This window comes from Paenibacillus sambharensis (genome assembly GCF_003233845.1).
Taxonomy (GTDB): domain Bacteria; phylum Bacillota; class Bacilli; order Paenibacillales; family Paenibacillaceae; genus Paenibacillus_I; species Paenibacillus_I sambharensis.
In genome coordinates, this window is record NZ_QKRB01000036.1 from 207,137 (window position 1) to 219,462 (window position 12,326).

The following is a 12,326-nucleotide window of genomic DNA, read 5'->3' on the forward strand; positions in this document are numbered from 1 at the left end:
ATACTGATGACAAAGATGATGAAAGCGAGGAAACAGGATGCAGGCAGCGTTACCCCCATTATCTGAAACCTATGCTCTTACGGAGGACCAGCTTACGTCGTACCGCAGAGACGGGCATATCATGCTTCGGCAGGTCGTAACGCCCGATGAACTGGATGTCTATTACCCCCATATCCATCGATATGTCTCGACACATGACCTGGAGCATGTGCCCGAAGAGGAGAGGCACTATTACGGGGTCGAACGGGCTTTCCCCACTGTCATGAATATGTGGGAGCGGGATGAGACTATCCGCCGGTTTACGTTTGCTAGAAGGTTTGCCGAAATCGCGGCGAACTTGACCGGCGTAGATGGCATACGCCTGTATCACGATTCCTGTATATTCCTTCCTCCTGGCGGACACGCCATTCCCTGGCATACGGACAGCGCATATATGCTGCCGATTGACCCCGACTTAACCATTACGATGTGGATGGCACTGCGCGATATTCCCGATGCCATCGGTTCGATGGGCTTCGTATCCGGCTCGCAGGAAGTGGAGGACGCCAATGTGCTGAACACCGCGCGTGCGGGGATGCCGCTGGTCAGCTATGGTCCGATGAAGGCGGGTGATGCCACGTTCCATACCGGCCTAACGCTTCATTACGCTCCGCCCAACCGGACAAAGGATGTGGTAAGGGAGGTCCTTACCGTCATCTATATCGCGGACCGGGTTCATATTATGGCGCCTGCGGAGAATGAAGCGAAGGAGTTTCGGGATTACCACCTGAAGCGGCTCTTTCCCGGTTGTAAGGCGGGGGACCCTGCACGGAGCGAGTTCACCCCGCTTGTCTATTCCCGGGATGAAGGAGAAGAAAAGTTATGAAAGGGAAATCACCGCTGCATGCTTCCGAAGCATCCGGCTTCTATCGGCTCACCAGCGCACAGCTTGACACCTACCGGACCAAGGGCCAGCTCTTCTTGCCTGGCGTCGCCGATCCGGCGGCCGCTGCCGAATTCCGGACGGCCGTACGCGATGCGGTGGACAAGTACAATACGGAGAACCGGCCTATGGCCGAGCGTGATGAAATCGGCCGCGCTTTCCTGCAAACCATTAACTTGTGGGAATTGAGCAAGGCTGTGTACCCTTTTGTCATGTGCTCCCGTTATGCAGGAATCGCTGCTCAGCTGCTGGAGACCACTGCCGTACGCCTCTATCTTGACCAGGCCTTCTTCAAGGAACCCGGCGGTGGTCCCACGCCTTGGCATAGAGACAATGACTACATGCTAAATCTTGCTCCCAACCGGAAGGTCACCATGTGGATGCCCCTCACCGATCTGACTGCCGAGATCGGATCCCTATCCTTCCTGTCCGGTTCTCACCTTCTTCCCGGCAGCGGGTTCAAGCAGCTGATTAAACAATCGTTAACTGTGGAAACATACGGTCCCATGACTGCTGGCGACGCTACCTTCCACTGCGGTTACACCTTTCACTGTGCGCCGCCGAATCCCACCCCACACACTCGCGAGGCGATGACCATCACTTACTACCCGGCAGATGCCTCCATTACAGATCCCGGGCAGCATCCGGACCGCTTGCGCCATATGCATCGTTACTTCCCTGGCCTCACCCCCGGCGACCATGCTGCCAGCTTGCTGAATCCGATCGTTTATCCATAGAAATAAGGCTATCCGCCATGGCAGGCTGCTCTGCCGCGTGGATAGCCTTATGTCGTGGATGGGCCTTACCGCCTGGAAAGCATTATCCCATTTATGACAAGATAGTCCAATTCGGATTCCAAGAACCACCGGACCGCTTCTTCAGGGGTTTCCGCAGCCGTCTCTCCTGTCCGGTTATACGAGGAATGGAGCAGCAGCGCAATACCGCTTATCTCTTCGAAGGCCTTCAGAAGCCGGTGCATCGATGGATGCAGCTGTTCGGTCACTGCATAGATACTTACTTCGTTCCACTTCGACAAAGCCGGCAGCCGGCTGCGGTAACGTTCTGAAACGGGAGCCACGACTCGTCCGGTCAGCAGTGCCTTCGGCAGTTCAAAAATATCCTGCAGGCTTCTCTGGGCTGTCATGCAGCCGATTGGACGAGCCGTTTCCTGCTTCTTGATCCTCTCCTGAAGCTTACTCCCGGCTACCCCGCTGCGAGGATCAGCCAGAATGGCCCGCTGTCCCATGACCCCTCCTCCGAATTCCGAGCAGCCGGAGAACCACCCCAGCACACATCCTTCTGCGATTCGGCGGGCGGCCGTCACGTACAGATCCTGAGGCTCCTCAGCTGCAATATGTTCCGAGAACCGCTGCAGTGCCGCAGCAATTTCACTGTCATGATAACGCCTTCCCAGAGCAGGATGGAAAGGATGCTCGCCTTGCTCCCTTCTTCCTTCAAATAAAGTGTAGTAGGCATGCCAGGCGCTGCCCAGGGCAGTGCCTGCATCTCCCGCCGCAGGCGCTGCATATACGCTCTCGAACGGGCCATTCGCCGCAATCGTATGAACAACGGAGGTGTTCGTAAAGACGCCTCCCGCCAGGCACAGCTGCCTGCACCCCGTGACCTCATACAGCAGCCGGCTTAGTGAGAGCATAATTTGCTCAATATGATACTGCGCCGCATATGCAAGGTCGGCCTTTACTCTGTGAAGCCGGCTTGCTTCTTGGCTGCATCCAGCCAGCTCTATTCGGAGGAATTCCCGCATGTCCCTGACCTGATACAGGCTCTGGCTGAAGCCCTGCGGCCGGGACAGTGTGTAATATTGAGCCATCTGCTCCACATAAGTGCCGCTCCCCGTATGGGCCATCCCAAATGTGCCAGCGTCATTCATTCCGTTAAAGCCGACTGCTTCCGTCACTAACTGGTAGAAGCCTGTCACCGAATTGGCCACTTCCATAAAATCAGCCGTTTCCTCACCGAATATAGTGTGAACAGGGACAATCGACGTACCGGATGCCTTGTACATCGTAACTGTCTCCCGCATCCGTCTGCTGCCTGGGGCATAGCTGCCGCGCCCGTCAGCAACCAGCACCGCTGCAGATGGATAGGGAGAAGGATAATATGCGCTCGCCGCATGGGACAGGTGATGATTCATTAATTGGACGCGGCCGCTGTACTTCATGTAATAGTCGTTCTCCACGACATCGTTGCTGATAATCAGATCCATATCGTCCGCCTTAAGGCCAGCGGCCTCCAGGCAGTATTGCGCGGCACGGCAGCGGAAGGTCGATACCGGATCATATACCGCATATTTTCTGCGCGTGAGGCGCTCTTCTTCCATAGCGTACGTAATCTTCCCATTCTGGAGCAAGCATGCGGAGAAGTCATGAATCGAACCGCCCAAAGCAAGTATGTTCAATTGGATGACCCCCGCATCACATAGCTTTGATGGCGCATCTTGGATCTTGCGCTCTTGATCAGCCGCTCCGCATCCTCTTTCCTGGTCAAGTCGTACGTCTCATGAAACCGCATGGTAATTGGATCCCGGTAAAATTGCAGCACCTGCAGCGGCACATTATGCGGATTCAACCCGGCCCAGGCCTGCTGCCGCTCCTCTTCCGTAACCTCCAGCTGCAGCGGCCGGGGGTATGGACCGTCTGCCGGGTAACCTGCGTGTCCCTTGAGTTCCACTCTGACGCCATTAATATAGGCAACCTTAATTCCTTTCGTAAGCGCAAAATGAAGCGCCTCAACGATTCGGTTAATAATCGGTTCTCCCTTGTCATTCAAAGAAGAATTACAGATCATTGGGACACCGGTCTTCTCATAGAAGGCACCAATCAGCCGGGACAGGCTCCCGCCATCCCTGGCAATGGTTTGCACTCTTGCGGTGCTGTCAAGATGGGCGACCGAAGGCACAAGCCCGGCCTTATCTGCCTTCAAGGTAAAGGTGTGGAGCATGAACGGCGAATCGTAACCGTCCACGAACCAGTCTTTTACATGATCCTTCAACACTATCGGCGCAACCGGTCTCCACCATTCCCTCCGCTTAATATGATTGATTGCATTCTTGGCCTCCGTACCACGGGGATCACCTAAAACCGACCGGTGTCCAAGTGCGCGCGGACCAATTTCCGAAGCACCGTCAAACCAGACGATTGGACCGCTCGCAAGATCCCCGGCAGCCCTGACAGGATCGAATGCCTCCATCCCCAGAATATAGGGAGCGAATGCTGCGTCCTGCAAGCAGCAGTCCAGGTTGTCTTCCACTCCCCCGTAGTAAGCATGCTCCAACGAGAATTGCAGACGCTCTCTGCCCATTTTCTTGTGGAAGGCATACAGACCCATTCCCAGCGACAAGCCGGAATCACCTACGCAAGGGGGAGCCATGAATCCCTTGAAGCGGTATTTGCTCATCAGGTGGTGGTTCGTTGGACAGTTGAGCGTAAACCCGCCGGACAGTGACAAGTAGGTGTCCTCGGGTTTGAAGCCGGAGTGCCTGAGCGCTTCTTCCACATTCTGTTCCATTATGCGGTAGGAAACCTGCTGAATATGCTTCATCAGCATGCTGATCTTATTCTCTTCTACCGTAAACCGCGGATCAAAGCCGTTGAAGCGGACACCTGCATCCGCTTCCTCAAGCGAATTAATCTCCTCATACATCTGCTCAAACAGGTTCTCCTTGCCAAAGTACCATGACCCGTCATAGATCGGGGGAACTTCGTCTATGGACGCATAGTACTCGCTTTGGCTCGCTGAAGCCAGTGCCATCAGGGTCCCTTCCCGCAGTTTGAAGAAGAACATGGCCCAGCCCCATAACAAACCGGGGGATTGCACGGGAAACGCCGTTACCTTCCCCTTGCGTACAATACATCCGCTGTAATAGGGCTTGCCAACCCGCTCTGCCGTGTCTACAACCCCATCGGGCCCGCCGTCAACGGCAAATCCGATGATCTGCTCGTCATAGAACTTAGCCGTATCCATCATGATGGAGGAGAAGAGGTGGGATACACTGTGATACGATAAATCCGGGAACTCATCCATCGTGTGATAATCATCTGCTGTTTGCAGCAGCGGCGTCCCCCAGATCTCTACCATATCGTCAATGCAGAGGCTGAGCGGCGCCAGCAATTCATTCACACAGGAAACAGCCTGGCTGCGGCTGAAGAAGGAACGGCTGTGCCCTTTTTCACCGGACCAGCGTTCGATTTCCCAATAGCGTACTAACCGGACCCTTGAACCCTTCTTTAAGAAAAGCGCTATATTCTGATCATGTCTGACAATCGTCTCCAGCAAGTAATCCAGCGGATCAATATGCAGATAGGCGGAAAGATAGTATCCATCCTGCAGGACAATCACCTCCACTATTGATCATAGCGCATAACCGCGGCCGTCTCTCTGCTTCTCTTATCTGCATTTTGCCGAAAATCCGGCAGCACGCACGAAAATACAAAGACGCCATCCGGTTATGGATGGCGTCTCCCTTGCAATTCCTCTATTATTAGGCGCAGATCATGATCATATTGCCTTCAATGTCCTTCACCATGAAGTAATGATCAAATTGGATATCCCGGACTATATCCGCCCCTTTATCCACCAGGAACTGATAAGCCTCCTTGATGTTCTCCGCCCTCAGCATCAGGGTCGGGTAATCGCTGAGATCCGTGTTATTCCGGTTATCGTCGAGCAGGATGCCTGTTCCGTTCTCCATATCAAACCAGTAAATCGGACCGCCGTCCACCCGTTCAGGCTTGATTGGCTGGTTAAGCAGATTGCTGTACCACTCTGTAGCACGCTTTAAGTTCTGGACAGGCACTACTATGCTGCGAATATGATTCTTCACCGGATGATCCGGGTTGGAAGGGACAACGGGCGACGGATTAACCCAGTCCGACTGCGTGATCATGAGGACGTTGCCCTCGGAATCTTCGACATTGAAATATGACAAACCCGGATGCGGCCGCTGTATCTCCAGCACAACCGGAATATCAGCGTCCTTCACGAAGGCGTAGGAACGGTCAATATCATTCGTCTTCAGCATATAAATCGGGTACTTTTCCTGTGGCATATTCCGGTGGTCGTCCAGCATCAGGTTGACATGATTGCTCATATCAAACTCATAGAAGGGGGTGCTCTCATCGAAATTGTTCAGCGGCATACTTAGCAGCTCGGAGTACCATTCAGCTGTCTTGCGCAAATTTTTCACATGCATGATTGAGCTTCCGACGACCGTTATTTCCGAGCGGTTCGAGACGATTGGTTCCATAGGGAATTCCTCCTTGTTTTGTTGATCTACTTATTAGACGGAGGTCTCGGCTATTTTCTATCATCATCCGTAGAAATTTTATTTACTATTCGCTCGAGCATACGGATTCCGTCTGTTTCAGCCGCCTTTACCTGCTCCAGAAGCTGTATCGTTTGCGTTCCAAGCTCAAGCTTGTATCCCCGCATGCCATACGGAAAAGAAGGGTAGAGATCAACATACAGCTTCCCGACCTCCTCAAACCGGCCGATTGCCTGGCGCAGCATCCTCCCCAGATTCAATTCAGTCCGGAAGGGCTCTTTGGCCGCCAGCAGCTTCAAGTAGGACACTGCATGCTCCCTTGCCTCAGCTAACCGGGCAACTTGATAGGCATGGGAGACCGGAATCACTCCTCCGCTGCGTACTGCTTCAATCCATGTGTCATAAGCCTTTAAGCCCTGTACATAGCCCGGGACCGCCGGCTCTTCGCCCAAGGCGTGAGCTACGATAGCATCAAGCCCGTATGCATAAGATGACTCAGACAATCCGTTATTCCTGTTGCCGCCTATTCCTATACAGGCCACAAACAAATCGGTTTCACTGGCAGATCTGCCAAGCGACTCGTACGCAATCTCCCTTGGATGCCCTGATGCATCCCGGCAGTAGAAGCGTCTCCGGTTATCATCATAGCCATATATCAATCCGAACTCGCCCTGCACCAGATTCCATACCATAGCCGGTACACCATGATCGACCGCCTGGTGGACAGTATGAAGCGAACGCAGGAGCAGCTCAGGGGTCAAGGAGCAATCAGGCTCTCCAACCCCCAGTGAAGAGCAGCCGAGCAAGCTGGCCGTCCGCTCTACAACAGCCTTCCAATTATAGATCATACTGCTGCTGAACCCGACATCCTCTGTTACCTGTATCCGAAATGCCTGTCCCGAAATCCCCATCACCTCGCTGAGCGAAAGCGAACGATAGGATGTATATTGAAGCACCTCGTACATCACACTGCCTAAGGAAACATATTTCATATCCGTCTGAGGGAACGCAAGCAGGCTGCTGCCCGGGCGGCCGTATTCCCTTCTTAACGCCACGTAGCGTTCGGTTTCCTGGGAATAAATGTGTTCCCGGAGCTTGGACTTTGCTCTTGAGAGTACATTATAGATATTGGGGACCGTCGTTTGGTAACGCTCGGCAATTTCCTGAGGCGACAGGTTCCGAAAGAAATGAGCATTAAAAATCATTTGGCTTCTCTCGCTTAACGATGAGGAAATGGTTCTCACCGATTCAAGCGTCTCTTTGTCGATATACCGCACCTCGGGATTGAATGTCTCGCCCGCTGACAGCTGTTCCGTTAGTTCACCCCTGGAGCTTTCCGGACGATTTTTGCGCAAATGGTCGATGGCCTTGTTGACCACGATATTTTTCAGCCAGGGAATGAAACGGTCTGTCCGTTCCAGTGTTTCCAGGTACAAATAGGAACGAACAAAAGCATCCTGAACAATGTCCTCTGCAAGATAGGCATCCTTGGTAATCCGGTTTGCCCATGAAAGTGCTTTCATACGATGCATGCTTACTAACTGATTAAATGCCTCACGTTCTCCGCTCTGCGCGCGGGCAACCAGTTCCTTGTCGAGGCTTAATTCCTCCATGAATGTCATTCCCGCCTTTATATCCCATATACTTCAATTATAACGAACCCGATTTCACGATAGCAATAAAAAACAGCAGCCGGTATACCGGCTGCCAGGCAGGGAAATGTGCGAAGCTTGCTTCATATAAATGAATATGACTCTCTGTCTATGGCTCTTCTCAATTTTGCCGGAAAGGCTTCGCAAATCACATTCACCCAGCCTCCACCTCACTTCCCATCTGCTGCAGCATATACAGGCGGTGATATCTCCCCCTCATCTGCAGCAGCTGTTCATGCGTACCCTGCTCTGCAATCTCTCCGCGGTGCAGGACGAGAATAAGGTCAGCCTCCTTCACGGTAGAGAGGCGGTGGGCAACAACAAGCTGAATCCGCTCCTCGCAGCGTTTTCTCAGCGTCTCCATTATTTGCGCTTCCGTCTCGCTGTCCACCTTTGAAGTGGCTTCGTCCAGCAAGAGCACCTCGGGGTTATGAGCTAACGCCCTGGCGAACGCCACGAGCTGTTTTTGGCCAAACGATAAAGCGCCTCCGCTCTCCCCCAGTGCGTGTTGGCTGCCCTTCACATCCTTCTGTCCTGCGAACTGGCTCATTCCGACTGCTGACAGCGCCTCGTGAATTTGTGAACGCGCCATGTTCTTATCCAGGAATGCTACATTATCGGCAATGCTCCCTTTAAGCAGGAAGGAGTCCTGCATAACCACGGCCGTACGGTTTCTCCGCCATGCCGTATCGACGGTGTGTATTTCACGGTCATTCACGTAAATGCTGCCTTCGTTTGGCGAATATAGACCCTGCAGAAGGTTTAATATCGTGCTTTTCCCTGAACCGGTAAGGCCGACGATCGCGACTGTTTGTCCCCTGCGTGCCTCAAAAGATATATTTTTCAGCACCTGCTGGCCGGGTTGGTATCCGAATGAAACATTCTTGAAGGCAATTCTTGCGATTGTCTCCTCTTCCGTCTGGTTCAACTCCCAGTTCTCATCCGCTTCGTCCATCAAAGCAAACATCCTCTCAGCCGAAACGAACGAATCGTTCGTATGGGTTAACCGGATTCCAATCTGGCCGATCGTTTGACAAATCTGATTAATATATTGAATCACTGTATAGAGCAGCCCGAAGGTCACTGCCGTGTGAAGCGATTGACTGCCAACGACCCAGACAAGGCTTGCTACGAGAAGTCCGTTAATAAGTCCATTGAGATTGATATCCGTCATATGCAGCATATAGAGCCGCTTCTCACTGTTCTTGAACAGCTTGTCGTTAGCCTCATTATAACGGGCCGCTGCTGCCTTCTCGGCTCGAAAGAGCTGCAGAACTGGCATAACTTGGACAGCCTCGCTGAAAATGGTGTTCTTCAAGGCCTTGAGCTCCTTGATGACCTTCAAGTATTTGCCGTTATACCTCACCGTAATATAGTGGAAGGCGAAGAACATTGGAAGAATGAGGAGACTAAGCAGAGCGATGCGGGGACTTAAGAGGAATATAGCGACATAAAGAAACAGTACTCGTAATGAATCAATGATGAAGCTGCCGGCCGTATGCAGCAGCACGTTCTTGACCGACTCGGTATCGTCGAATACTCTCGATACAATGGCTCCTGCCGGCTGGCGGTCAAAATATCGCATGCCAATGCGCTGGCTGCGTGTTAAGAGCTCCATCCGCAATCGTTCCATAAACTTGATGGCCGTCGTATTCGAAATGTAGCTCCTCCAGACATTCATTCCCGAAGCGGTAACGAAGCTGGCAGCATAAAGTCCAACCAGCATCCAAAACGTGTCTGGGTCGAATAAATGTTCCTCGTCCGTTCCAAGAACGGCAAGATGGTTATCCAATATGATCTTCAGAAGATACGGCCCGGACAGCTCTGCTCCGATACCTGCCACGATGAGCATCGAGATGAGGAAGAGGCGTCCTTTATAGTCCCTTAAATACGTCCACAGCCGGCGGATAACAGCAAAGCGGTCAGTCCAGTTCATATCTCATCTCCTCCTCCTTCCTCGCACTCTCGCGACGCTGCATCAGGTACTGGCGCCGGAACCATCCTTCCATCTCTATTAACTGCTTGTAGCTGCCCTGCTCCGTTATTCCTCCGTTATCCATGACGATAATCCAGTCTGCTTCGCGGATCGTCGATAACTTGTGGGTCACAATCAGCATGGGCTTGCCTTTTCTCTCATGTGCGATATTGGACAGCAGGCGGCTTTCCGTCTCTGCATCCAGAGATGAGCAGGCATCATCCATCAACAGCAGCTCCGGGTCTGTGAGCAAAGCTCTGGCGATCGCAATACGCTGCTTCTGTCCGCCCGAGATCATGATCCCGCCCTCGCCTATACGGGTGTCCCAGCCGTCTGGCATCCGCTTGATGTCCTCTTCAAGCATCGTTAGCCTGGTAATATGCCGCACTTCATCATCCGTCGCTTCCGGCTTGCCCAGCGTGATGTTCTCACGGATACTCCCCGCAAGAAGCATGTCCCGCTGGGGAACATAGCTGATCCAGCTTGTCAGCAGCGCCGGGTCAATGGCCTCTATCGGCACACCCGCACAGTAAACGGAACTGGAAGGCAGGGGATACTGCCTTAGCAGCTGCATCAGCAGTGTACTCTTGCCGCTCCCGGATTTCCCGACGATACCTACCACTTGCCCTTGCTCAATACGCAGATCAATATGGCGCAGGCTGTTTCGTCCGGCTCCCGGATAACGGAAGGTTAAGCTGCGGAATTCAAGCGGCATAAGCTGATCCGCAGCGGCATACTCACCCCCGTGTCGGTCCTCTGCTTGTTCCTGGAATGCTTCGTGCAGCTGCTTCCATGCGGTTCGGCCCTGTTCCAGGATGTTGATGAAGTTGCCGGTAGCGGTAACGGGCCACAGCAGCATACCAATATAAAGGGTAAGGGTTACCAGCTGGCCAATGGCTATCTCACCAACAGAAAGAAGATAGGTTCCGTAAGCGATACAGATAACATAGCTTGCTCCCACCAGAAGGGAGATGACCGGCTGCATCAGCGAATCCAGGAAGGCCAGTCTTGTATTTGAAGCTGCTACCTGCTTGTGTTCCTCTTGAATAAGCTCCATGAAAGCCGGCTCCCGGCCAAATGAACGAATGACGCGCAGTCCGTAGAACAATTCATACAACCTGCTGTTTAATCCCCCATTCGCTGCATTTACCGCTTCCCATCGTTTCCCGATAAGCTTGCCTGACAGCCGGATCCACACGACAACGAGCGGCATGGGCAGCAAAACCATGAGAGCAAGCTTCCAATTCACAAACGTGCTCATGGAGAGGATCAGCATAACCAGTCCGACTGCGGATGTATAGAGAGTAACCAACCCGAAGCCCAGTGCCTGGGAGACCGTGTTAATATTGTTCGTGGACAGCATCACCAGCCGGCCGAGCGGATACTTCTCAAAGAATGGCATTCTCATTGTACTAAGATGGTTGAACAACCGTTCGCTTAATTGCTTCTGGGCCAGCAGCTCCCCGCCGAATATGGCCGAGGACCAGGTAAAGCTGACTGCATACAGCAGCACTGCAACAGCGAACAGCCCGATAGTCGCGGCATTCAATTCTCCCGTCGTCAGCCGCTCCTCATGGATGCGGTCCACCACGAAACCAATTAACAATGGAGGAATAAGCTGCAGGACCGTATTAGCGGTCAGTCCAAGCAGCCCTGCTATATAACGTCCTTTTCTCTCCTTAAAAAACCATGGCAACCATGATACCGGAAACATACTCCACCCCTATTTATACATTCATAGAAGCCTGCTACTCGTGCAGCTCCTGTGCACTTTGCTGTGCCTTCTTGACCATACCGTATACTTTCTCAATGGTTGAGAACTTCTCAAGAAGCAGATCAAAGTCATCAAACTCGATAGACAGTTCCAGCTCCAGCTCCACAATTAATTTCATGATATTAAGAGAGTGAAACCCCCAAGCTGACAGTTCATCGCTGATTCCGACCGTATGGTCTAATGGAACAATGTCGTTTAACTTTTCTCTGATTATGCCGATCAATACTGGATCAAATGGCTCATCCATAGGCATCCCCCCTTCGCGAATTTTATTTATGTCCTGTATACATGAGCGCTTCCATTGAACTATACCAATATACAATCATTCCAACTCTTCTTATCTTGCTCGTAAATCGTATCGAATTGATCTTGTCGAACGTACTCCCTGCACAGAAAAAAAACGGATAAGCCCGCAAATCAGCGGCGCCTATCCGTTCTTGTAAGTCAGGAGGGATCCTCTTCCAGGTTAACGGCCGAGTCAAATACATTGGCTTGTGGAACATTGGCAAGATCAGCCTTCTGCTTTACCTGATCACTGATATTCTCATACCATGCCTCAAACGAATCATCTAACTGCTGCTCCCGGTTCGGGTCCGTATTCACATCTGAATCCACTTCAAGACCGTTTGTCCTGCTGCCGATGTTGCGTTTGGGTTTAGTCACCAGCTACTGTCAGCTCCTTTGAATTGGAATTGACTTATATTCTCCAGGAATAATCG

General features: G+C 52.3%; 10 protein-coding genes. 2 read left to right on the forward strand and 8 right to left on the reverse strand.

Annotated features, from left to right (window positions below; translation table 11 throughout):
- The first annotated feature begins 37 nt into the window (after positions 1-37).
- Positions 38-865: a phytanoyl-CoA dioxygenase family protein gene (locus tag DNH61_RS06465; protein ID WP_111145848.1), complete on the forward strand. Its 828-nt coding sequence runs from the start codon at positions 38-40 to the stop codon at positions 863-865.
- Positions 862-1,659, forward strand: coding sequence for a phytanoyl-CoA dioxygenase family protein (locus DNH61_RS06470; RefSeq protein WP_111145849.1), 798 nt, complete (start codon positions 862-864; stop codon positions 1,657-1,659). Before DNH61_RS06465 ends, DNH61_RS06470 begins: the two co-directional genes overlap by 4 nt.
- 65 nt (positions 1,660-1,724) lie before the next feature.
- Here DNH61_RS06470 and DNH61_RS06475 read toward each other — a convergent pair whose 3' ends face one another.
- The 8 genes from DNH61_RS06475 to DNH61_RS06510 form a co-directional block, all read right to left on the reverse strand.
- Positions 1,725-3,341, reverse strand: a complete 1,617-nt coding sequence (locus DNH61_RS06475) for a carbamoyltransferase N-terminal domain-containing protein (RefSeq protein WP_111145850.1) — start codon at positions 3,339-3,341, stop codon at positions 1,725-1,727.
- Entirely contained in the window at positions 3,338-5,287 is a 1,950-nt protein-coding gene (locus DNH61_RS06480) for a carbamoyltransferase C-terminal domain-containing protein (RefSeq protein ID WP_245947972.1), read from the reverse strand. The genes DNH61_RS06475 and DNH61_RS06480 overlap by 4 nt, the downstream gene beginning before the upstream one ends.
- A 136-nt stretch (positions 5,288-5,423) precedes the next feature.
- On the reverse strand, positions 5,424-6,188 hold the full coding sequence (locus DNH61_RS06485) for a VOC family protein (protein WP_111145851.1): 765 nt from the start codon (positions 6,186-6,188) through the stop codon (positions 5,424-5,426).
- A gap of 50 nt (positions 6,189-6,238) precedes the next feature.
- Positions 6,239-7,819, reverse strand: coding sequence for an RNA polymerase sigma factor (locus DNH61_RS06490; protein ID WP_181438605.1), 1,581 nt, complete (start codon positions 7,817-7,819; stop codon positions 6,239-6,241).
- Positions 7,820-8,012: 193 nt separating this feature from the next.
- The gene (locus DNH61_RS06495; RefSeq protein ID WP_111145853.1) at positions 8,013-9,794 is read right to left on the reverse strand and encodes an ABC transporter ATP-binding protein; all 1,782 of its coding nucleotides are present in this window, start codon (positions 9,792-9,794) and stop codon (positions 8,013-8,015) included.
- Positions 9,781-11,547, reverse strand: coding sequence for an ABC transporter ATP-binding protein (locus tag DNH61_RS06500; protein ID WP_111145854.1), 1,767 nt, complete (start codon positions 11,545-11,547; stop codon positions 9,781-9,783). Before DNH61_RS06500 ends, DNH61_RS06495 begins: the two co-directional genes overlap by 14 nt.
- A gap of 34 nt (positions 11,548-11,581) precedes the next feature.
- Positions 11,582-11,854, reverse strand: a complete 273-nt coding sequence (locus tag DNH61_RS06505; protein ID WP_181438606.1) for an acyl carrier protein — start codon at positions 11,852-11,854, stop codon at positions 11,582-11,584.
- A 197-nt stretch (positions 11,855-12,051) separates the two neighbouring features.
- Complete coding sequence (locus DNH61_RS06510; RefSeq protein WP_111145856.1) at positions 12,052-12,270, reverse strand: hypothetical protein; 219 nt, start codon at positions 12,268-12,270, stop codon at positions 12,052-12,054.
- Positions 12,271-12,326: the final 56 nt, after the last annotated feature.